22 protein-coding genes and 1 tRNA gene are annotated in these 22,086 nt (G+C 67.5%); 22 read left to right on the top strand and 1 reads right to left on the bottom strand.

Translation table 11 applies throughout. From position 1 onward, the window contains the following. Positions 1–16 precede the first annotated feature (16 nt). From truA to L3V18_RS15430, 7 genes are all read left to right on the top strand, one after another. On the top strand, positions 17–850 hold the full coding sequence (gene truA, locus L3V18_RS15460; protein ID WP_237056124.1) for a tRNA pseudouridine(38-40) synthase TruA: 834 nt from the start codon (positions 17–19) through the stop codon (positions 848–850). A 1-nt stretch (position 851) separates the two neighbouring features. Continuing rightward, positions 852–1,502: a phosphoribosylanthranilate isomerase gene (locus tag L3V18_RS15455; protein ID WP_237056061.1), complete on the top strand. Its 651-nt coding sequence runs from the start codon at positions 852–854 to the stop codon at positions 1,500–1,502. 241 nt (positions 1,503–1,743) lie between these two features. Then, complete coding sequence (trpB, locus tag L3V18_RS15450) at positions 1,744–2,943, top strand: tryptophan synthase subunit beta (protein ID WP_237056122.1); 1,200 nt, start codon at positions 1,744–1,746, stop codon at positions 2,941–2,943. After that, on the top strand, positions 2,940–3,734 hold the full coding sequence (gene trpA / locus L3V18_RS15445) for a tryptophan synthase subunit alpha (protein WP_237056060.1): 795 nt from the start codon (positions 2,940–2,942) through the stop codon (positions 3,732–3,734). The genes trpB and trpA overlap by 4 nt, the downstream gene beginning before the upstream one ends. Positions 3,735–4,345: 611 nt before the next feature. Then, positions 4,346–5,233 carry an acetyl-CoA carboxylase, carboxyltransferase subunit beta gene (gene accD / locus L3V18_RS15440; protein ID WP_237056058.1) on the top strand — a complete coding sequence of 296 codons (888 nt, stop codon included), beginning with the start codon at positions 4,346–4,348 and terminating at the stop codon, positions 5,231–5,233. Positions 5,234–5,302: 69 nt separating this feature from the next. Then, positions 5,303–6,652: a phosphoglucosamine mutase gene (glmM, locus tag L3V18_RS15435; protein ID WP_237056057.1), complete on the top strand. Its 1,350-nt coding sequence runs from the start codon at positions 5,303–5,305 to the stop codon at positions 6,650–6,652. 31 nt (positions 6,653–6,683) lie between these two features. Next, positions 6,684–7,637: an isopenicillin N synthase family dioxygenase gene (locus L3V18_RS15430; protein WP_237056056.1), complete on the top strand. Its 954-nt coding sequence runs from the start codon at positions 6,684–6,686 to the stop codon at positions 7,635–7,637. A 110-nt stretch (positions 7,638–7,747) separates the two neighbouring features. Here L3V18_RS15430 and L3V18_RS15425 read toward each other — a convergent pair whose 3' ends face one another. After that, positions 7,748–8,308: a DNA-deoxyinosine glycosylase gene (locus L3V18_RS15425; RefSeq protein WP_237056054.1), complete on the bottom strand. Its 561-nt coding sequence runs from the start codon at positions 8,306–8,308 to the stop codon at positions 7,748–7,750. A gap of 200 nt (positions 8,309–8,508) precedes the next feature. Between L3V18_RS15425 and tpiA the strand changes: the two genes are divergently transcribed. The 15 genes from tpiA to nuoL all read left to right on the top strand — a co-directional run bounded on the left by tpiA (position 8,509) and on the right by nuoL (position 22,031). Next, the gene (gene tpiA, locus L3V18_RS15420) at positions 8,509–9,267 is read left to right on the top strand and encodes a triose-phosphate isomerase (RefSeq protein WP_237056053.1); all 759 of its coding nucleotides are present in this window, start codon (positions 8,509–8,511) and stop codon (positions 9,265–9,267) included. 47 nt (positions 9,268–9,314) lie between these two features. Beyond that, positions 9,315–9,776 (top strand): preprotein translocase subunit SecG, encoded by a 462-nt coding sequence (secG, locus tag L3V18_RS15415; RefSeq protein WP_237056050.1) that lies wholly within the window; start codon positions 9,315–9,317, stop codon positions 9,774–9,776. Between the two features lie 115 nt (positions 9,777–9,891). Next, a tRNA-Leu gene (locus tag L3V18_RS15410) sits at positions 9,892–9,976 on the top strand. Positions 9,977–10,086: 110 nt separating this feature from the next. Then, a complete protein-coding gene (locus L3V18_RS15405; protein WP_237056048.1) occupies positions 10,087–10,443 on the top strand; it encodes an NADH-quinone oxidoreductase subunit A in 357 nt (118 codons plus the stop codon). An 85-nt stretch (positions 10,444–10,528) separates the two neighbouring features. Further along, positions 10,529–11,083 (top strand): NuoB/complex I 20 kDa subunit family protein, encoded by a 555-nt coding sequence (locus L3V18_RS15400; protein WP_237056120.1) that lies wholly within the window; start codon positions 10,529–10,531, stop codon positions 11,081–11,083. Then, positions 11,080–11,805, top strand: a complete 726-nt coding sequence (locus L3V18_RS15395) for an NADH-quinone oxidoreductase subunit C (RefSeq protein ID WP_237056046.1) — start codon at positions 11,080–11,082, stop codon at positions 11,803–11,805. The genes L3V18_RS15400 and L3V18_RS15395 overlap by 4 nt, the downstream gene beginning before the upstream one ends. A 20-nt stretch (positions 11,806–11,825) precedes the next feature. Beyond that, the gene (locus L3V18_RS15390; RefSeq protein ID WP_237056118.1) at positions 11,826–13,121 is read left to right on the top strand and encodes an NADH-quinone oxidoreductase subunit D; all 1,296 of its coding nucleotides are present in this window, start codon (positions 11,826–11,828) and stop codon (positions 13,119–13,121) included. A gap of 121 nt (positions 13,122–13,242) precedes the next feature. After that, a complete protein-coding gene (gene nuoE, locus L3V18_RS15385; RefSeq protein WP_237056044.1) occupies positions 13,243–13,770 on the top strand; it encodes an NADH-quinone oxidoreductase subunit NuoE in 528 nt (175 codons plus the stop codon). An 8-nt stretch (positions 13,771–13,778) separates the two neighbouring features. After that, positions 13,779–15,143 (top strand): NADH-quinone oxidoreductase subunit NuoF, encoded by a 1,365-nt coding sequence (gene nuoF / locus L3V18_RS15380; RefSeq protein ID WP_237056042.1) that lies wholly within the window; start codon positions 13,779–13,781, stop codon positions 15,141–15,143. Continuing rightward, the gene (gene nuoG / locus L3V18_RS15375) at positions 15,140–17,389 is read left to right on the top strand and encodes an NADH-quinone oxidoreductase subunit NuoG (RefSeq protein ID WP_237056040.1); all 2,250 of its coding nucleotides are present in this window, start codon (positions 15,140–15,142) and stop codon (positions 17,387–17,389) included. The genes nuoF and nuoG overlap by 4 nt, the downstream gene beginning before the upstream one ends. 1 nt (position 17,390) lies before the next feature. After that, complete coding sequence (gene nuoH, locus L3V18_RS15370) at positions 17,391–18,452, top strand: NADH-quinone oxidoreductase subunit NuoH (RefSeq protein WP_237056039.1); 1,062 nt, start codon at positions 17,391–17,393, stop codon at positions 18,450–18,452. Between the two features lie 9 nt (positions 18,453–18,461). Beyond that, positions 18,462–18,950, top strand: coding sequence for an NADH-quinone oxidoreductase subunit NuoI (nuoI, locus tag L3V18_RS15365; RefSeq protein WP_237056038.1), 489 nt, complete (start codon positions 18,462–18,464; stop codon positions 18,948–18,950). Positions 18,951–18,956: 6 nt separating this feature from the next. Beyond that, the gene (locus L3V18_RS15360) at positions 18,957–19,607 is read left to right on the top strand and encodes an NADH-quinone oxidoreductase subunit J (RefSeq protein WP_237056037.1); all 651 of its coding nucleotides are present in this window, start codon (positions 18,957–18,959) and stop codon (positions 19,605–19,607) included. After that, positions 19,604–19,954 carry an NADH-quinone oxidoreductase subunit NuoK gene (gene nuoK / locus L3V18_RS15355; RefSeq protein WP_237056036.1) on the top strand — a complete coding sequence of 117 codons (351 nt, stop codon included), beginning with the start codon at positions 19,604–19,606 and terminating at the stop codon, positions 19,952–19,954. The genes L3V18_RS15360 and nuoK overlap by 4 nt, the downstream gene beginning before the upstream one ends. Before the next feature lie 13 nt (positions 19,955–19,967). Then, positions 19,968–22,031 (top strand): NADH-quinone oxidoreductase subunit L, encoded by a 2,064-nt coding sequence (gene nuoL / locus L3V18_RS15350; protein ID WP_237056116.1) that lies wholly within the window; start codon positions 19,968–19,970, stop codon positions 22,029–22,031. Positions 22,032–22,086 lie beyond the last annotated feature (55 nt).

Below are 22,086 nucleotides of genomic sequence, written 5' to 3'. Positions count from 1 at the left end.
GCAGGCGCCGGCCCGGATCGAGCGGCTGGCGTTGGCGATCGAGTACGACGGCTCGGCGTTCTCCGGGTGGCAGCGGCTGACCCGTGCCGGCGAAGAGGGCGCGCGCCCGGAGCGGACCGTGCAGGAAACGGTCGAGGACGCACTCGGTTTCGTTGCCGGGCAACCGGTTGCGACCGTATGCGCGGGCCGCACCGATGCCGGGGTCCATGCTCAGGCGCAGGTGATCCATTTCGACGCGCCGGTCAGGCGCGATCCGCGAGGGTGGGTACTCGGCACCACGACCCGATTGCCGCCGGAGGTCTGTGTCCGCTGGTGCGTACCGGTGGCCCCGGACTTCCATGCCCGCTTCTCGGCGCGCGCGCGTCGCTATCGCTACCGGCTGGTCAACCGGCCGGTGCGTCCGGCACTGATGCGCGACTATCTGGGCTGGGAGCGGCGCCCGCTGGACGCCGCGGCGATGCACCGCGCGGCCCAGGCGCTGCTCGGCGAGCACGACTTTTCCGCGTTCCGCACCGTCCACTGCCAGGCGCCGCATGCGCGCCGCAACCTGCACGAGATCAGCGTGCGCCGGGATGGCGAGATCGTCGACATTGAGGTGCAGGCCAATGCGTTCCTGCACCATCAGGTCCGCAACATCGTCGGCAGCCTGCTGGTGGTTGGCCGTGGCGAGAAACCGGAGGGCTGGATCGCCGAACTGCTGGCGGGGCGCGACCGCACCGTCGCCGGGCCGACCGCGCCTCCCAGCGGCCTGATGTTCCTGCGCCCGTTGTATTCCCCCGGATGCGGTCTGCCGGCCGAGGTGACCCTCACCGGTCCGGCACCGGGGCCGGCGGATACGGACGAGGCCTGAAATGCGCGGCGACAACGGCCGTACACGGATAAAGTTCTGCGGCCTGACCCGACGGGAGGACGTCGAGCTCGCAGTTGGCCTCGGCGTCGATTTCATCGGCCTGGTGTTCGCTGCGCGCAGTCCGCGCCGGCTGGAGCCGGCCACGGGGGCGTCGTTGCGCGCGTGGATTCCGGCCCAGGTGGCCACCGTCGCACTGGTGATGGATGCGACCGCCGCGGAGGTCGCATCCATCGTCGATGCGGTCCGCCCCGACATCCTGCAGTTCCACGGTGCCGAGTCCGATGCGTTCTGTGCCGGGTTTGGTCTGCCGTTCTGGAAGGCGATCGCCATGGGGGGGAGTCCGCAGGGCGCACTGACGGGGCTGGCCGGGTTTCCGCACGCTTCGGCCTTCCTGTTCGACGGTCACGCAGCGGGAGAGCCGGGCGGTGGCGGCCAGCGCTTCGACTGGACGCGGCTGCCGGCCACGCTGGACCGTCCGTTCCTGCTGGCCGGCGGACTCGATGCCGGCAACGTCGCCCGTGCGGTCGGCACCGCGCGGCCCTGGGGCGTCGATGTCTCCAGCGGCATCGAGCAGTCGCCCGGGCTGAAAGACCCGACGCGGATGCGCGCCTTCGTCGAGGCGGTCCGGCAGGCGGACGCCGTTTCCCCGTAAAACATGTAGGATTGGGCTCGTCATGAAACGCCGCCGTCCGCCCGCTCCATTCGGCCGTTCGCTTCGCCGCTGGCGACGCGTGCCTGCTGCCGCGGTCCGATAGCCAGCGCATGCGCGGCCGGCGTCCGGCCGGCACTTCCGCTGTGACACGTCCCCGCCGCGACACGGCTCGCGGCCGCTTCCCGGTTCCGGAGAAACTCCCGTGGTGACCCCCGACCCCCATGCCGCGCCTGGCGCGGCGATCGACTACACATGCTACCCGGACGCGAACGGCCATTTCGGCCGTTTCGGCGGCCGTTTCGTCGCCGAGACCCTGATCGGCCCGTTGCAGGAGCTGGCCGGGGCCTACGACCTGGCCCGCACCGATCCGGAGTTCATCGCCGCCTTCGAACGCGACCTGGCCCATTACGTCGGCCGCCCCAGCCCGATCTACTTCGCCGAGCGGCTCAGCCGCGAGGTCGGCGGCGCGCGCATCCTGCTCAAGCGCGAGGATCTGAACCACACCGGCGCGCACAAGATCAACAACACGATCGGCCAGGCCCTGCTCGCCAGCCGCATGGGCAAGACCCGGATCATCGCCGAGACCGGCGCCGGCCAGCATGGCGTGGCGTCGGCGACCGTCGCCGCACGGCTCGGCCTGGAGTGCGTGGTCTACATGGGCGCAACCGACATCGAGCGGCAGAAGATCAACGTCTACCGGATGACCCTGCTCGGGGCGAAGGTGGTACCCGTGTCCAGCGGCTCGGCGACGCTGAAGGATGCGCTCAACGAAGCGATGCGCGACTGGGTCACCCACGTCCACGACACCTTCTACATCATCGGCACCGTCGCCGGCCCCGATCCGTACCCGCGGATGGTGCGCGACTTCAACGCGGTGGTCGGGCGCGAGGCGCGCGCGCAGATGCTGGCCGAGTACGGACGGTTGCCGGATGCGGTTACCGCCTGCGTCGGCGGCGGCAGCAACGCGATCGGCGTCTTCCATGCCTTCCTCAACGATCCGGGTGTGCGCCTCGTCGGCGCCGAAGCCGCCGGCGACGGCATCGACACCCCGCGCCATGCCGCCTCGCTCTCGGCCGGCCGGCCGGGCGTGCTGCACGGCAACCGTACCTACGTGCTGTGCGATGACGACGGCCAGATCACCGAGACCCACTCGGTGTCGGCCGGCCTCGATTACCCGGGCGTCGGTCCCGAACACGCCTTCCTCAAGGACACCGGCCGTGCCGAGTACGTCGGCGTCACCGACGAGGAGGCGCTGGCGGCATTCCACCGGCTGACCCGCAGCGAGGGCATCCTGCCGGCACTGGAGTCCAGCCACGCGATCGCACAGGCGATCAAGCTGGCCCGCGACCTGCCAAGGGACGCCCTGGTGCTGTGCAACCTGTCAGGTCGCGGCGACAAGGACGTGCACACGATTGCGGCGCGCGAGGGGATCGAACTGTGAACCGCATCGACCGCAAGTTCGAGGCCCTGAAGTCCACCGGCCGCAAGGCCCTGATTCCCTTTGTCACCGGCGGCGATCCATCGCTGGAGGCCACGGTGCCGGTGATGCATGCGCTGGTCGAGGCCGGTGCCGACGTGATCGAGCTGGGCGTGCCGTTCTCCGACCCGATGGCCGACGGGCCGACCATACAGCGCAGTTCGGAGCGTGCGATCGCGCGTGGCGCCGGCTTGTCGTGGGTGCTGGAGGTGGTGCGCGAGTTCCGCCAACGTGATGCCGGCACTCCCGTGGTGTTGATGGGGTACCTGAACCCGGTGGAGATCCGCGGCGCCGAGCCGTTCGCGCGCGTGGCGACGGAGGCCGGTGTCGACGGCGTGCTGCTGGTCGACCTGCCGCCGGAGGAGGCGGCCGACTTCCGTACCGGTTTCGACGCGCATGGGCTCGCGCTCGTGCTGCTGGCCTCGCCGACGACCTCCGAAGCCCGCATCGGCCAGCTCTGCGATGAGGGGCAGGGGTATCTGTACTACGTCAGCTACGTCGGCGTGACGGGAGCCGATCGCCTCGACACCGGCGCCGCCAACGATCGCCTGCAGGCGATCCGCGCGCGCAGCCGGGTTCCGGTGGTGGCCGGGTTCGGGATCAAGGACGCGCGCAGTGCCGCGGCGATGGCCAAGGAGGCCGACGGGGTGGTCGTCGGCAGCGCCCTGGTTGCGGCGCTGGCGGATGCCGCTGATCCGGCCGTCGCCGCCCGAGCCTTCCTGGCCCCGCTGCGCAAGGCCCTCAACGCCGTGTAGCTCATGTAGCCATAGCCCCCTGAGTCAGGGGGCGATTCGCGCCCCAGGCGCGAATGGGGGTGTGGGAGCGCATTGACGGGGCCCGAAACCTGCGCAGCAGGTTTTGGGGTTTACCAAGCGGAGCTTGGTGAACGTCCCCCCTGAGTCAGGGGGCGATTCGCGCCGCAGGCGCGGATGGGGGTGTGGGAGCGCATTGACGGGGCCCGAAACCTGCGCAGCAGGTTTTGGGGTTTACCAAGCGGAGCTTGGTGAACGTCCCCCCTGAGTCAGGGGGCGATTCGCGCCCCAGGCGCGAATGGGGGTGTGGGAGCGCATTGACGGGGCCCGAAACCTGCGCAGCAGGTTTTGGGGTTTACCAAGCGGAGCTTGGTGAACGTCCCCCTGAGTCAGGGGGCGATTCGCGCCCCAGGCGCGAATTGAAGGAAAGCATGTAGCGCCGCAGGCGCGAATGGGATGTGGCAGTGCGCGGCGGGCCCAAGGTTTGCGCCGCAAACTTCGGCGATTCCCGGGCTCGTCCCGGGAATCGCGGCTTGCGCCCCTCCTACAGTAAACTGACCCGCTCGGCCGGAACCGTCCGGCTTCCAACCTGGCTGAACGGGAAGTAGCAACGCATGTCCTGGCTCAAGAAACTCATGCCGTCCGGCATTCGCACCGAATCGGGCAACGCCAAGCGGCGCAGCGTGCCGGAGGGACTCTGGGAGAAGTGCGACCAGTGCGGAGCGGTGCTGTACCGGCCGGAGCTGGAAGAGAACCTGGAGGTCTGCCCCAAGTGCAGCCACCACATGCCGATCCGGGCCCGGGTCCGGCTGACCGCTCTCTTCGACGCCGACAGCACGACCGAGATCGCCGCCCAACTCGGCCCGACCGACGTGCTCAAGTTCAAGGACCAGAAGAAGTATTCCGACCGGATCAAGTCCGCCCAGCGTTCGACCGGCGAACGCGATGCGATGGTCGCGATGTCAGGCACGCTGAAGTCGCGCCCGCTGGTCGCCTGCGCGATGGACTTCGCGTTCATGGGTGGCTCGATGGGTTCGGTGGTCGGCGAGCGCTTCGCACTGGCGGCCGAAGCCGCGCTGGAGCGGGGATGTCCGTTCGTCTGTTTCTCCGCCACTGGTGGCGCGCGGATGCAGGAAAGCCTGTTCTCGCTGATGCAGATGGCCAAGACCTCGGCGGCGCTGGCGCGCCTGCGGGCGAAGGGACTGCCGTTCATTTCGGTGCTGACGCATCCGACATTCGGCGGCGTGTCGGCGTCGTTCGCGATGCTGGGCGACATCAACATCGCCGAGCCACAGGCCCTGATCGGCTTCGCCGGTCCGCGCGTGATCGAGCAGACCGTGCGCGAGACCCTGCCGGAGGGCTTCCAGCGTTCCGAGTTCCTGCTCGATCACGGCGCGCTCGACCAGATCTGCGACCGTCGCGAGCTGCGTGACCGCCTCGCCCGGCTGCTGGCCCTGTTGATGAAGCAAGCGGCGCCGGAGGACGATGTCGAGGCCGCCTGAGCCCGGCCCTGGGCTCGTGCGATTCCGCCTGCCTTCCGCAGGCGCCCGTTCCGGACTGATGGATATCCAATGACCCGCAAGTATTTCGGCACCGATGGCATCCGCGGCCGCGTCGGCCAGGGCCCGATTTCCGCCGACTTCGTGCTGCGCCTGGGCAATGCCTATGGTCACGCGTTGATCGAGAACAGTAGAAACCATAAGCCACTGGTGGTGATCGGCAAGGACACCCGCATCTCCAACTACATGTTCGAGGCCGCGCTCGAGGCCGGTCTGGTCGCCGCCGGGGTCGACGTGCAGCTGATGGGGCCGATGCCGACGCCTGCGGTCGCGCATCTGACCCGTTCGCTGCGTGCCGATGGCGGCATCGTCATCTCCGCCTCGCACAATCCGCATCACGACAACGGCATCAAGTTCTTCTCCGCCGAGGGCGAGAAGCTCGACGACGCCACCGAGCTGGCGATCGAGGCGGCGCTCGAGCAGCCATTCCGCACCGTCGACTCCGAGGCGCTGGGCAAGGCGGTGCGTACCCGCGATGCGATCGGCCGTTACGTGGAGGCCTGCAAGAACTCCGTGCCGCGCGGCTTCGACCTCAAGGGCATGCGCATCGTGATGGACTGCGCGCACGGCGCGACCTACCAGATCGGCCCACTGGTGTTGCGTGAGCTTGGCGCACGCGTCGACGCGATCGGCGTCGACCCCAACGGCACCAACATCAACGACGGCGTCGGTTCCACCCATCCCGAGGCGCTGGCCGCCGAGGTGATGGCACGTGGGGCCGACCTGGGCATCGCCTTCGATGGCGACGGCGATCGCGTGCTGCTGGTCGACGAGGCCGGCCAGGTACGAGACGGCGACGACCTGCTGTTCCTGCTGGCCACCGACTGGCGGCAGAACGGCCGCTTGCAGGGACCGGTGGTCGGTACATTGATGACCAATTTCGGCCTCGAACGGGCCTTCGAACAGCGCGGGATCGGCTTCATCCGCGCCAGGGTCGGCGACCGCTACGTGCATCAGCAACTGGTCGCCCACGGCGGCATCCTCGGCGGCGAGACCTCCGGTCACCTGCTGTGCCTGGACCGGACCAGTACCGGCGATGGCATCGTCAGCGCACTTCAGGCGCTGGAAGTGCTCAGGCGTCGGGGGCTGAAGCTCGGCGAGGCACTGGGCGATCTGGCCAAGGTCCCACAGAAGACCGTCAACGTCCGCTACGAAGCCGGCAAGGGGCAGCCCGCCGAGGCCGCCGCCGTCAAGGCCGCGCTGGCCGAAGCGCAGGCCGCGGTGGCCGGACGCGGGCGTGCGTTCCTGCGGCCCTCGGGCACCGAGCCGGTGGTGCGGGTGACGGTCGAAGCCGAGTCGCCGGAACTGATGCAATCCACCCTCGACGCCCTTTCCGAAGCGGTCCGTCGGGCCGCTGCCTGACGGCACCCTTCACATGGAGTGATCCGATCCAATGAGTCCGCAGATTCCGACCCTCGACATCCGCCGCTTCACCCATCCGGCGTCCTCTGCCGATCGTGACGCCTTCGTCGCCGAGCTGGGCGCCGCCTATCGCGAGTGGGGCTTTGCCGGCATCCGTGGCCACGGCATCGGCGACGACCGGATCCGCGCCGCCTACGAGGTGTTCGAGCGCTTCTTCGCGCTGCCCGAGGAGGTGAAGATGCGCTATCACGTGCCGGGCTCCGGCGGCGCGCGCGGCTACACTCCGTTCGGAGTGGAAACCGCCAAGGACTCCAAGCACCACGACCTCAAGGAGTTCTGGCACGTCGGCCGCGAGATCGCGGAGGACTCCAGGTACCGCGACGTGATGCCGCCGAACCTGTGGCCCACCGAGATCGAAGGCTTCCGCGAGCATGCGTACGGCTTGTACCAGGCGCTGGACGCGCTCGGCAGTTCGGTGCTGGCGGCGCTGGCGCTGCACATCGGTCTGCCGGAGAACTGGTTCGCCGACAAGACCGACAGCGGCAACTCGATCCTGCGTCCGATCCACTATCCGCCGATCACCGCGGACGACATCCCGAACGTACGGGCTGGCGCGCACGAGGACATCAACCTGATCACCCTGCTGGTCGGCGCCAGCGCCGAAGGGCTGGAAGTGCTGTCGCGCAGGGGCGAGTGGGTGCCGTTCACCGCAGATGCCGACACCATCGTGGTCAACATCGGCGACATGCTGCAGCGCCTGACCAACCACGTGTATCCGTCGACCACCCACCGCGTGGTCAATCCGAAGGGCGAGAAGGCGCGCCAGCCGCGCTATTCGACGCCGTTCTTCCTGCACCCGAACCCGGATTTCCTGATCGACGTGCTGCCGGGGTGCATCACGCCCGACAATCCGAACCGCTATCCGGAGGCGATCACCGCCCAGGGCTACCTGGACGAGAGGCTGCGCGAGATCAAGCTCAAGTAGGATCGGCGGGAGCCGCGACCTGATCCGCTCCAGGGCCTCCATATACGGCTCACGCCAATCCTGTGCCGGGCCGGGTGGGGGCGGGCGGGAACCTTCCTTGTGCGGACTGTCTAGCCGACGCAGGCGACCCCCGATTCCGCCAGCGCGGCCCGCCACGCCTCCAGCTTCACCGTTCGCGGTTGCGCGGCATTGGCCGGGCTGGTGGAGGGCAGCCGCCGGTAGCGCAGGCGGTCCGACAGTCCATGCTCCGAAAGGGCCGGTTCGACCAGCCGCATGAAGGTCGCCTCGGCCATCGCGCCGTTGAACAGCACGCTGCCGATCGTCGCATGTTCGGCGAGGAAGGCTGGAAAGTCGTTCGGCTGGATGTCGCGGATCGCGCTGTCCAGGCTGCCACGGCGCCGGCAACTCGCGATCACGTCCCATACGGCGATACCCGCAGCCGCGAGCCGGGCTGTTCGTTCCGGATAAGTCAGCCCGGGGGAGGCGCCCACCAGCGTGCCCATGAACGGCCAGAAGGAATTGCGCGGGTGCGCGTAGTACTGTCCTGCGTCCAGCGACGCCGCTCCTGGCATGCTGCCGAGCACCAGTGCGCGAGGGGCGTCGCCGACGACGGGCGCGAGACCTGCCAGCCGTGGTGAGGCAACCGGCGATGGGCGTGCGCTTGCATTCATGGGTGCAGTCTAGGGCCTGTGCGGCCGCGTCGCTGTTTCATCGCCCGGCCGTGCATCGCATGCGCACCCGGATTCCTCGTGATCGCGCGTGGTACGGCGGCCCGCCGGCGAATGGACAACGGGCCCTGGCCGTGCAATTTCGCGCCCCTGCGTTAGAATGCCGCGCCTCGAACCACGCGCCTCAAACCAGGGAAGCCCGCATGCGTCGCAGAATCGTTGCCGGAAACTGGAAGCTGCACGGAGATCGCCGGTTCGCGTCGGCGTTGCTCGATGCGGTGGCGGCGGTGGCGGCGCCGGAAGGCGTGGAGCGCGTCATCCTCCCGCCGATGCCGTACCTGCAGGCTCTGGTCCAGGCCTATGGCGACAAGGGCCTGGCGTTCGGCGCCCAGGACGTGAGTTCGAACGAGAAGGGCGCCTACACCGGCGAGGTCTCGGCCGCGATGCTGGTAGACGTCGGTGCGCGCTATGGTCTGGTCGGCCATTCCGAGCGGCGCCAGTATCACGGCGAGAGCAGTGCCCTGGTGGCGCGCAAGTTCCTCGCCGCCAAGGCCGCCGGGCTGGTGCCGGTGCTGTGCGTAGGCGAGAGCCTGGACGAACGTGAACGCGACCAGACCCGGTGGCGCATCCAGGAGCAGCTGGCGCCGCTGTTCGAACTGGGCGGCGCGCAGGTTTTCGACGGTGCGGTGGTGGCCTACGAGCCGGTCTGGGCGATCGGCACCGGCAAGACCGCCACCCCGGAGCAGGCTCAGGAGGTCCACGCATTCATCCGTAGCGAAATCGCCGGACACGATGCTAGAATTGCGGGCTCGCTGCCGATCCTTTACGGGGGCAGCGTGAAGGCCGACAACGCCGCCGAGCTGTTTACCCGGCCGGATGTGGACGGCGGCCTGGTCGGAGGCGCCTCGCTGGTGGCCGACGACTTCAACGCCATCGCTGCCGCGGCGGCGCCTCGGGGGTGATCGGGCCTGCCCGGACCCTCATGAACGAATGAAGAGCTTTTGAACCGATGCTGCTGATCCTCAATGTCATCTTCGTGTTGGTCGCGATCGCGATGATCGTGCTCATCCTGATGCAGCGCGGTGCGGGCGCCCAGGCCGGCTCCGGCTTCGGCGGTGGCGCCTCGGCGACGGTGTTCGGTGCGCGCGGCTCGGCCAGCTTCCTGACCAAGGCCACCAAGTGGCTGGCCGTGGTCTTCTTCCTGATCACTTTCTTCATGGCGTGGCAGGCCACGCATGGTGCGCGGGTGGTCGATGCCCCCGATGGCGATCTGGGGCTGATGACGGAAGTTCCGGCCGCATCGCCGGCCGATGCCGGTGCGCCGGCGGCGTCCGCTCCGGCCATTCCGGAGGCCCCGTCGAGTGCGGCGGTTCCGGAGGCCGCGCCCCCCGCTGCGGAGGCGTCCGCGCCAGCCGAAGCCGCTCCGGCTCCGCAGCCGGAGGTGCCCGAGGCCCCGGCCGAAGGCAACTGAGGGTACGCTGCAACACGAGTTTGACGTCCGGCCGGGAAGGCGGGGCGGCGATCGGTCATAATCGCAACGGCAATCGGTCGGCATGCACGGTTGTCAACGTCAGGACGACGAACTTGCCCAGGTGGCGGAATTGGTAGACGCACTACCTTGAGGTGGTAGCGACGAGAGTCGTGGGGGTTCGAGTCCCCCCTTGGGCACCATACATTTCGAGTTCTCCCGCAGGTCGCGCCCGACGCGGCCGGGGAGGGCCCGGTGGCGCTGAGGCGCCGAGCCAAGCCGCGCTTGCGCGGCCATAGCCGAGAGAACACACGTGCTGGCCGAATACCTGCCGACCCTGCTGTTCCTGATCGTCGCCAGCGGTATTGGCGTCGCCCTGCTGATCGTAGGCAATGTCCTCGGGCCCAAGCGTCCGAGCGCGGAGAAGCTCTCTCCCTACGAGTGCGGCTTCGAGGCGTTCGAGGACGCGCGCATGCAGTTCGATGTGCGCTACTACCTCATCGCCATCCAGTTCATCATCTTCGACCTGGAAATCATCTTCATCGTGCCCTGGGCCACGGTTTTCCGTGAGCTGGGGGTCGTCGGTCTGATCGAGATGGGCCTGTTCGCCGGCATGCTGCTGCTCGGCTTCGTCTACGTGTGGAAGAAGGGAGCCCTGGAATGGGAATGATCCTGAACGCAGGGCCGGCTGGCGCGGCACATCCAGCGGCCGGGGGAGAGAACCGGTGAGTTTTTCCTCGACCATCGCGGGAGTGATGAACAACCCGCTGCCCGAGGGGCGACTGGACGACATCCTGCGCCCGGAGGCCGACAACCCGGTGATGCAGCAGGGCTACGTCACCACCAGTCTCGATGCATTGTGGAACTGGGCCCGTACCGGCTCGATGTGGCCGATGACCTTCGGTCTGGCCTGCTGCGCGGTCGAGATGATGCACGCCGGTGCCGCACGCCTGGACCTGGACCGTTACGGCGTCGTGTTCCGCCCGTCGCCGCGCCAGTCCGACGTGATGATCGTCGCCGGCACCCTGGTCAACAAGATGGCCCCGGCGCTGCGCAAGGTCTATGACCAGATGCCCGACCCGAAGTGGGTGATCTCGATGGGCAGCTGCGCCAACGGTGGCGGCTACTACCATTACTCCTATTCGGTGGTGCGTGGCTGCGATCGCATCGTGCCGGTCGACATCTACGTGCCGGGCTGTCCGCCGACCGCCGAGGCGCTGGTCTACGGCATCCTGCAGTTGCAGAAGAAGATCCGCCGCAGCGGGCAGAACCCGCTCGTCGGCGCCGGTCGCGAGGGCGCGACGGCATGAACGCGACGCACGAGCTCGCCGGGCGCCTGCGCGCACGCTTCGCCGATGCGATCGTCGACATCGCCGAGCCGCGCGGCGAGGTCACTCTCGATGTCGGGGCCGATGCCTGGTTCGCCACCGCGGTCGCGCTGCGCGACGAGTTCGGTTTCGAGCAACTGGTCGATGTCAGCGGCGTCGACTACCTGAGCTACGGCAGCGACGAGTGGGACACCGACGTGTCCTCCGAGGGCTTTTCGCGTGGCGTCGAAGGCAAGAGCGCCGGCCGCTTCGCCTGGGGCGAGCAGCCCAATGGCGCCGCCGCCGCGCCGGAGCGCCGCTTCGCCGCGGTCGCCCATCTGCTGTCGGTGCAGCACAACCTGCGCGTGCGCCTGCGCACCTTCGCCGAGAGCGACGATCTGCCGGTGGTCGCTTCGCTGACTCCGGTCTGGCCGGGTGCTAACTGGTTCGAGCGCGAGGCCTTCGACCTGTACGGGATCGTCTTCGAGGGCCATCCGGACCTGCGCCGGATCCTGACCGACTATGGCTTCGTCGGCCATCCGTTCCGCAAGGATTTCCCGTTGATCGGCAATGTCGAGGTCCGCTACGACGCCGAGCGCAAGCGCGTGGTGTACGAGCCGGTCTCGATCGATCCGCGTGTCGCCGTGCCGCGCGTGATCCGTGACGACGCGCGCTATCAGACCGCGCGGGGCGAGGCCGCACAGCGCGCCGAGGTGCAGAAGTGAACTCCGTTTCGCCTTCCCGGGTGGCAGCGTCCCAGCCGAGCAGCACTTCCGGCCTAGGCCGCGGTGCCGAGATCCGCAACTACACGCTGAACTTCGGTCCACAGCATCCGGCCGCGCACGGGGTGCTGCGCCTGATCCTGGAAATGGACGGCGAGGTCGTGCAGCGCGCCGATCCCCACATCGGGCTGCTTCACCGCGGCACCGAAAAGCTGGCCGAATCCAAGCCGTTCAACCAGTCGATCGGCTACATGGACCGCCTCGACTACGTATCGATGATGTGCAACGAGCACGCCTACGTGCGCGCGATCGAGACCCTGCTCGGGATCGAGGCGCCGGAGCGTGCCCAGTACATCCGTACGATGTTCGACGAGATCACCCGCATCCTGAACCATCTGATGTGGGTCGGGTCGAACGCGCTCGATCTGGGCGCGATGGCGGTGTTCCTGTACGCGTTCCGCGAGCGCGAGGAGCTGATGGACTGCTACGAGGCGGTTTCCGGCGCGCGCATGCACGCGACCTACTACCGTCCCGGCGGCGTCTATCGCGACCTTCCGGACCGGATGCCGCGCTACAAGGAGTCGCCGTGGCGCAAGGGCGGCAAGCTCGACCGCTTCAACGAGTGGCGCGAGGGTTCGCTGCTCGACTATCTCGATGCATTCGCCGACGACTTCCCGAAGCGCGTCGACGAGTACGAGACGCTGCTGACGGACAATCGCATCTGGAAGCAGCGCACCGTCGGCGTCGGCGTGGTCTCGCCCGAGCAGGCGCTGGCCTGGGGCATGACCGGTCCGATGATCCGGGGTTCGGGAATCGCCTGGGACCTGCGCAAGAAGCAGCCGTACGCCAAGTACGCCGAGGTCGACTTCGACATCCCGGTGGGCGTCAACGGCGACTGCTACGACCGCTACCTGGTGCGTGTCGCCGAGATGCGCGAATCCACCCGCATCGTCAAGCAATGCGTGAAGTGGCTGAAGGCCAACCCGGGTCCCGTGATCGTCGACAACTTCAAGGTCGCCCCGCCGAAGCGCGAGGAGATGAAGGACGACATGGAAGCGCTGATCCACCACTTCAAGCTGTTCTCGGAAGGCTACTGCGTGCCCGCCGGGGAGACCTATGCGGCGGTCGAGGCGCCGAAGGGCGAGTTCGGCTGCTATCTGGTATCGGATGGTGCCAACAAGCCGTTCCGCGTGAAGCTGCGCGCCCCCGGCTTCGCCCACCTGTCGTCGATGGACGAGATCGTCAAGGGCCACATGCTGGCCGACGTGGTGGCGATGATCGGCACCTACGACATCGTGTTCGGCGAGATCGACCGATGAGTTGCCGGGACTCGAGGTCCGGGATCCGCTCGGTACGACCGATTCCCGCCATGCGGGGCGTATCGGCGTCCGCATTCCGCTCCTGCGAGTCCCCAATCCCCACTTCCGAATCCCAGCTGCCATGAAAGCGACCGGAAATTTCGAGGCTTGCCGCAACGTCGACCCGATGGTCGCGTTGTCCGACAGGACCCGGGCCCATATCGACCACTGGCTGGCCAAGTTCCCGCCGGACCGCAAGCGCTCGGCCGTGCTGCAGGGACTGCATGCGGCGCAGGAGCAGAACGAAGGCTGGCTGAGCGACGAGCTGATCGCCGCCGTTGCGAAGTACCTCGAGATCCCGCCGGTGTGGGCGTACGAGGTCGCGTCGTTCTATTCGATGTTCGAGACCGAGAAGGTCGGCCGCAACAACGTCGCCTTCTGCACCAACATCAGTTGCTGGCTCAACGGCGCCGAAGATCTGGTCCGGCACGCCGAGAAGAAGCTGGGCTGCAGGTTGGGCGAGTCGACCGCGGACGGCCGCGTCTTCCTCAAGCGCGAGGAGGAATGCCTGGCCGCGTGTTGCGGCGCGCCGGTCGTCGTGATCAACGGCCATTACCACGAGAAGCTCGACGCCGCGAAGGTCGACGAGCTGCTGGACGGTTTGGAGTGAGGCGATAGATGGCGCATCACGATTACAGCAAGGGCTACGGCCCGGTCGGGCCGGCCCCGCAGGAGCACAGTGTCGTCTACACGACGCTGCACTACGACACGCCCTGGTCGTACGAGAACTACCTGAAGACGGGCGGTTACGCGGCGCTGCGCAAGATCCTGACCGAGAAGATCCCGCCGGCGGACGTAATCGAGATGGTCAAGCAGTCCGGCCTGCGCGGCCGCGGCGGCGCGGGCTTCCCGACCGGCCTGAAGTGGAGCTTCATGCCCAAGGGCAGCGAGACCCAGAAGTACATCCTGTGCAACTCGGACGAGTCCGAGCCGGGCACAGCCAAGGATCGCGACATCCTGCGCTACAACCCGCATTCGGTGGTCGAGGGCATGGCGATCGCCTGCTACGCGACCGGTTCGACCGTCGCCTACAACTACCTGCGCGGCGAGTTCCACCACGAGCCGTTCGAGCACTTCGAGCAGGCGCTGAAGGAAGCCTACGAGCACGGCTGGCTGGGCAGGAACGTGCTGGGCAGCGGCGTCGACATCGACATTTACGGTGCGCTCGGCGCCGGCGCCTACATCTGCGGCGAGGAAACCGCGCTGATGGAGTCGCTGGAGGGCAAGAAGGGCCAGCCGCGCTTCAAGCCGCCGTTTCCCGCGAACTTCGGCCTGTTCGGCAAGCCGACCACGATCAACAACACCGAGACCTACGCCTCGGTACCGGCGATCGTCCGCAACGGTCCGGAGTGGTTCCTCAACCTGGGCAAGCCGAACAACGGCGGCGCCAAGGTGTTCTCGGTGTCCGGCCACGTTGCCCGCCCCGGCAACTACGAGATCCGCCTCGGTACCCCGTTCGCCGATCTGCTCGAGCTGGCCGGCGGCATGCGTCCTGGCCGCACGATCAAGGCGGTGATCCCGGGTGGTTCGTCGATGCCGGTGCTGCCGGGAGAGACGATGATGGGCCTGACGATGGATTACGATTCGATCCAGAAGGCCGGTTCCGGCCTCGGTTCGGGCGCGGTCATCGTGATGGACGACACCGCCTGCATGGTGCGTGCGTGCCAGCGCATCGCGCGCTTCTACTTCAAGGAAAGCTGTGGCCAGTGCACGCCGTGCCGCGAAGGCACCGGCTGGATGTACCGCATGCTGACCCGGATCGTCGAGAAGCAGGCGACCCTGGAAGACCTGCGGATGCTGCGCGCGGCCGCAGGTCAGATCGAAGGCCACACCATCTGCGCGTTCGGCGAAGCCGCCGCGTGGCCGGTGCAGGGCTTCCTGCGTCATTTCTGGGACGAGTTCGAGTACGCGATCGTGAACAGGCGTTTCCTGGTCGACGACCAGCTCGCCGGCACGGTGGCGCCGAAGGAGGCCGCGGCATGAGCGCCCAACCCGCCAATCCGAACGTGCCGCCGGATCACGTCACCATCGAGATCGATGGCGTCGAGATGTACGCGCCGAAGGGCTCGATGATCATCCAGGCCGCCGACAGGGCCGGCATCCCGATCCCGCGTTTCTGCTATCACGACAAGCTGTCGATCGCGGCGAACTGCCGCATGTGCCTGGTCGACGCGGAAATGGGCGGACGTCCGTCTCCGAAGCCGTTGCCGGCATGCGCGACCCCGGTCGCCGATGGCATGAAGGTGTTCACCCGCAGCGAGAAGGCGCTGAAGTCGCAGCGCAACGTGATGGAGTTCCTGCTTATCAACCATCCGCTCGACTGTCCGGTCTGCGACCAGGGCGGCGAGTGCGAGCTGCAGGACCTCTCGCTCGGCTACGGCCGCTCGGTCAGCCGCTTCGCCGAGCGCAAGCGCGTGGTGCCGGACGAGGACATCGGCCCGCTGGTCGCGACCGAGATGACGCGCTGCATCCAGTGCACGCGCTGCGTGCGCTTCACCTCGGAGATCGCCGGCACCTACGAGCTCGGCGGCATGTATCGCGGCGAGAACCTGCAGATCGGCACCTACGACGGCAAGCCGCTGACCACGGAGTTGTCGGGCAACGTCATCGATGTCTGTCCGGTCGGCGCGCTGACCAACAAGGTGTTCCAGTTCAAGGCCCGTCCGTGGGAGCTGACCGCGCGCGAGTCGCTGGGCTACCACGATGCGCTGGGCAGCAATCTCTACCTGCACGTGCGCCGCGGCGACGTGTTGCGTGCGGTTCCCCGCGACAACGACGATGTCAACGAATGCTGGCTGTCCGACCGTGACCGCTATTCGCACCAGGGGCTGTATGCCGCGGACCGCGCCACGGTCCCGATGCTCAAGGACGACAGCGGCGAGTGGCGCGAGGCGTCGTGGGACGAGGCGCTGGCGCGCGCCGCCACGATCCTGCGCGAGAACGCCGCCGACAACCTGGGCATCCTGGTGCATCCGGCGACCTCGAACGAGGAGGGGGCGCTGCTGGCGCGACTGGCCGCCGCCCTGGGCACCGGAAATCTCGATCATCGCATCTCGCAGAACGACCTGACCGATGCGGCGATCGCCCGGACCTTCGAGATGCCGGTTGCGGATTTCGACGAGGCCGATGTCGTCGTCATCGTCGGCTCCAACCTGCGTCATGAGCTTCCGCTGCTGCACCAGCGCGTGCGCAAGGCATGGCGCAACAACGACGCGAAGGTGCACGTCGTCAATCCAGTCGACTTCGACTTCGCGTTCGACATCGTGGGGCGCCAGATCGTCGCACCATCGGCGATGGAGGCGGCGATCGCGAACGGCGAGCTGGCCGGCGCGCTGGCCGGCGCCCGCCACGCCGCGGTGATCGTCGGCGGCATCGCCGAGAACAGCCTGCATGCAGCGGCCATCCGCCGCGCGGCGCGTGAGCTGTGCGATGCGACCGGGGCGAAGCTGTGCCGGATACCTCAGGGCGCCAACGCGATCGGCCTGGCCGATGTCGGCGTGCTGCCGGTCTCGCGCGACGCCCGGACGATGCTGGCCGAGCCGCGGGCGGCCTACGTGATCTATGGCATCGAGCCGGGCCTGGACTTCGCCTCGGCCGGCAATGCCAACAAGGCGCTGGCGTCGGCACAGGTGGTCGCGTTCAGCCAGTTCGCCTGCGCCTCGACCCGCGCCGTCGCCGACGTGATCCTGCCGATCGGCGCGCTGCCCGAAATCGAAGCCACTCTGACCAATCTCGACGGGCGCGAGCAACCGGCCCAGGCCGCCGGCAGGCTGCCGGGCGAGGCGCGCGCCGGCTGGCGCGTGCTGCGCGCCCTTGGCGGTGCGCTGCAGGCCGCGGGCTTCGACTTTGCCGATCTGGCAGGGCTGCGCTCGGGCGTTGCCGCCCGGGAAGTCGCCCCGGTCGCCGGCCTGGCGCCGTATCTGGCCTCAGAGGGCCTGGAGGTGGTGGCGGTGCCGGGTATCTACCGCGTCGACGCGGTGGTACGACGCGCCGGAGCGCTGCAGAGCCATCCACTCAATTCCGGTCCCAGGGCGGCGCTGAATCCGAAGGACGCGTCCGAGCTCGGACTGCAGGACGGTGCGATGGGCAAGTTCACCGCGACCGCGGGTACCGCGACGCTGCCGGTGGCGGTCGACGCACGCGTGGCCCAGGGCACGGTGCTGATCGAGACCGGCCATGCTGCGACCGCGCCGCTCGGCCAGGGCCGCGTCAACGCGGGGAGGGCCTGAGATGCTGGCGACGTTCGTTGACCCGATCCACGACTGGTTCATGTCGCTGGGCACGTTCGGCGCGATCCTGTGGATCGTGCTGAAGATCCTGCTGATCGCGATGCCGGTGATCGTCACCGTCGCGTTCTACGTGGTCTGGGAGCGCAAGCTGATCGGCTGGATGCACGTGCGCCACGGACCGATGTACGTGGGCAAGGGCATCCTCCAGGCCTTCGCCGACGTGTTCAAGCTGCTGTTCAAGGAAGTCATCCAGCCGACCCGGGCGGAGCCGTTCCTGTACAAGCTGGCGCCGCTGCTGGCGCTGGCGCCGGCATTCGCGGCGTGGGCGGTGGTGCCGTTCGATGCCAGGCTGGTGCTGTCGAACGCCAATGCAGGCCTGCTGTACCTGCTGGCGATGACCTCGATGGGGGTGTACGGCATCATCCTCGCCGGCTGGGCGTCGAACTCGAAGTACGCGTTCCTCGGCGCGATGCGCGCCGCCGCCCAGGTGGTCTCCTACGAGATCGCGATGGGCTTCGCGATGGTCGGCGTGATGGTCTCGGCCGGCAGCCTGAACCTCAGCGAGATCGTGATGGCGCAGTCGGGCAACGCGGGCCTGTTCGAGTGGTTCTGGCTGCCGCTGCTGCCGTTGTTCGTCATCTATTTCATCTCCGGCGTCGCCGAGACCAACCGCGCGCCGTTCGACGTCGTCGAAGGCGAGTCGGAGATCGTCGCCGGCCACATGGTCGAGTACTCGGGGTCGGCGTTCGCGCTGTTCTTCCTAGCCGAATACGCGAACATGATCCTGATCAGCTTCCTGGCCTCGATCTTCTTCGTCGGCGGCTGGCTGAGCCCGTTCCAGGGGCTGGGCATCCCGCTGCTGTCGGTTGACGGCTGGTGGTGGCTGCTGGCCAAGGTCTTCTTCTTCGCCAGCTGCTTCATCTGGTTCCGCGCGTCGTTCCCGCGCTACCGCTACGACCAGATCATGCGGCTGGGCTGGAAGGTCTTCATTCCGATCACGATCGCCTGGATCTGCGTCGTCGCGTTGATGGCGTACTACGGCGTGTTCGAGCCGGGGCAATAAGGCAGAGGCATGAACAAGATCGTTTCCTACTTCAAGAGCCTGCTGCTCATCGAACTGGCGCAGGGACTCTGGCTGACCTTCAAGTACCTGTGGCGGCCGAAGTACACGCTGATGTATCCGATGGAGAAGACGCCGCAGTCGCCGCGCTTCCGCGGTATCCACGCGCTGCGCCGCTATCCGAACGGAGAGGAGCGCTGCATCGCCTGCAAGTTGTGCGAGGCGGTCTGCCCGGCGCTGGCGATCACCATCGATTCGGACAGGCGCGAGGACGGCACCCGCCGCACCACGCGCTACGACATCGACCTGTTCAAGTGCATCTACTGCGGTTTCTGCGAGGAGTCGTGCCCGGTGGACTCGATCGTCGAGACCCACATCCACGAGTACCACTTCGACCAGCGCGGACAGAACATCGTCACCAAGCCGCAGCTGCTGGCGATCGGCGACCGGCTCGAGGCCGAGATCGCCGAGCGCCGCGCGGCCGATGCGCCTTTCCGGTAAATGCCCATGGATTTCGCAACGATTGCCTTCTTCGTCTTCGCAGCCGCGGCCGTCGCTTCCGGCATCGCGGTGATCAGCGTGAGGAATCCGGTGCACGCGGCGCTGTCGCTGGTGCTGACGTTCTTCTCGGTTGCCTGCGTCTGGATCATCGCCGGCGCCGAGTTCCTCGGCGTGGCGCTGATCCTGGTCTACGTCGGTGCGGTGATGGTGCTGTTCCTGTTCGTGGTGATGATGCTCGACATCGACGTCGCCCCCTTGCGCGAAGGCTTCGTCCGTTATCTGCCGGTCGGACTGCTGGTCGCGGTGGTGATGCTGGTCGAGATGCTGATACTGATCGGCGCGAAGGTGCAGTCGACCATTCCGCTCGCCGCCGACGCCGCCGAGGCCGAGGGTGTTTCCAACACGGCATGGCTGGCGCGTGCGCTGTTCACGGAGTTCTTGCTGCCGTTCGAGATCGCCGCGGTGATCCTGACCGTGGCGGTGATCGCCGCGGTGATGCTGACCCTGCGACGCCGCGAGGGCGTCCGTCACCAGAATCCCGGTGAGCAGACGCGGGTACGCGCGGCCGATCGTGTCCGCATGGTCAGGATGGACGCCGTGCGTCCGGCGCCGCCGGCCGGCGGCGACGCGTCCGCGGCAGAGGAGGGCAAGGCATGAGCGCGCTGGCAACCGGTCTGATCGGCACGGGGCTGTTCTCGGGCCTCACCCCGGGACACTTCCTGACCCTTGGCGCGGCACTGTTCTGCATCAGCGTCGCCGGCATCTTCCTCAACCGCAAGAACGTGATCGTGCTGCTGATGTGCATCGAGCTGATGCTGCTCGCGGTGAACATCAATTTCATCACGTTCTCGCGGCAGCTTGGCGACCAGGCCGGTCAGGTGTTCGTGTTCTTCATCCTGACCGTGGCCGCGGCCGAAGCCGCGATCGGTCTCGCGATCCTGGTCACCCTGTTCCGCAACCGGCGCACGATCAACGTCGCCGAAATCGATTCGATGAAGGGCTGATCCCATGCCGGGTATGGATGTCGTCATTTCCAAGTCGGTGCTGCTGGCGATCGTGCTCGCACCGCTGCTGGGTTCGATCGTCGCCGGCCTGTTCGGTCGTCAGGTCGGTCGCGCCGGTGCCCACTGGATCACCATCCTCGGCGTGGCGGTCAGCTGCGCACTGTCCGGCCACGTGCTGTGGCAACTGGTGGGGCAGGGCGCGGCGCCGTTCAACGAGAACGTCTACACCTGGTTCCAGATCGGCGGCTACGAGGCCCACGTCGGCTTCATGGTCGACAGGCTGACCGCGATGATGATGGTCGTGGTCACCTTCGTTTCGCTGCTCGTGCACGTGTACACGATCGGCTACATGGAGGAAGACCCGGGTTACCAGCGCTTCTTCAGCTACATCTCGCTGTTCACCTTCTCGATGTTGATGCTCGTGATGAGCAACAACTTCCTGCAGCTGTTCTTCGGCTGGGAGGCGGTGGGCCTGGTCTCCTACCTGCTGATCGGCTTCTGGTTCAAGAAGCCGACGGCGGTGTTCGCGAACCTGAAGGCGTTCCTGGTCAACCGCGTCGGCGACTTCGGTTTCCTGCTCGGTATCGGCGGCATCCTGCTGATGTTCGGATCGCTGGACTACGGCGTGGTGTTCGCCAATGCGCCGAACGTACTCGATGGCGCGACGATCAGCATCATCGCCGGCCACGAATGGCTGGTCGCGACGGTGATCTGCATCTGTCTGTTCATCGGCGCGATGGGCAAGTCGGCACAGGTGCCGTTGCACGTCTGGCTGCCCGATTCGATGGAAGGTCCGACCCCGATCTCGGCACTGATCCACGCCGCGACGATGGTGACCGCGGGCATCTTCATGGTTGCGCGCATGTCGCCGCTGTTCGAGATGAGCGAGACCGCGCTGAACATGGTGCTGTTCGTCGGTGCGACGACGGCGTTCTTCACAGGCCTGATCGGCATCGTGCAGAACGACATCAAGCGCGTGGTCGCGTACTCGACCCTGTCGCAGCTCGGTTACATGACCGTGGCCCTGGGCGTGTCGGCCTACAGCGCCGCGGTGTTCCACCTGATGACGCATGCCTTCTTCAAGGCGCTGCTGTTCCTGGCCGCCGGCTCGGTGATCATCGGCATGCACCACGAGCAGGACATGCGCCGCATGGGCGGCCTGCGCAGGTACATGCCGGTCACCTACTGGACCAGCCTGCTCGGCACCCTGGCCCTGGTCGGTACGCCATTCTTCAGCGGCTTCTATTCCAAGGACACGATCATCGAGGCGGCCCACCATGCCGCTACCGGCGAGCATGCGAGCTGGATCACCCAGTACGCGTACTGGGCGGTGCTGCTGGGCGCGTTCGTCACCGCGTTCTACAGCTTCCGCCTGCTGTACCTGACCTTCCACGGCAAGGAGCGCTTCCGCGACGCGCACGGCCATGACGACCATGCCCATGATGAGCACGGCCATCATGGCCCGGCCGAGCCGCACGAGTCGCCGTGGGTGGTGACCGTTCCGCTGGTCCTGCTGGCGATCCCGTCGGTCCTGATTGGCATCTTCACCGCCGGTCCGATGCTGTTCGGCACCGACTGGGCCGGGCACCACGAACAGCTGCCGTTCTTCCTGGGTGCGATCGACCTGCAGACGGCGCGCGACACCGTCGCCGCGATCGGGACGGAGATGTGGCACGGTCCGTTCAAGTTCGCGCTGCACGGCTTCCAGGCGCCCGCGTTCTGGCTCGCCTTCTCCGGCTTCGCGCTGGCCACGCTGATGTACCTGATCAAGCCCGAGCTGCCGGCGAAGGCGCGTCGTGCGCTGGCCTTGCCGGTGCGGGTGCTGGAGAACAAGTACGGCTTCGACAACCTGTGGATCGATGGCTTTGCCGGCGGCGGCGTGCTGCTGGGCCGCATCTCGCGCGCGATCGACAGCAAGCTCATCGATGGCGTCATCGTCAACGGCAGCGCCCGGGTCGTGGACCTGGTGGCACAGCTGTCCCGACGCGTCCAATCCGGCTATCTCTATCACTACGCTTTCGCGATGATCATCGGCCTGATCGTGCTTCTGGCCGTGCTCATCCGGACCCTGACCTGACAAGGACCGCGACGTGACCCCCGAGCCCTTGAACGGCCTACCTGTGGACAACCTG

This window comes from Marilutibacter chinensis, assembly GCF_021725675.1.
GTDB lineage: Bacteria > Pseudomonadota > Gammaproteobacteria > Xanthomonadales > Xanthomonadaceae > Marilutibacter > Marilutibacter chinensis.
Note: the sequence above shows the minus strand (reverse complement) of the source record. Positions and strands in the feature narration are given on the sequence as shown.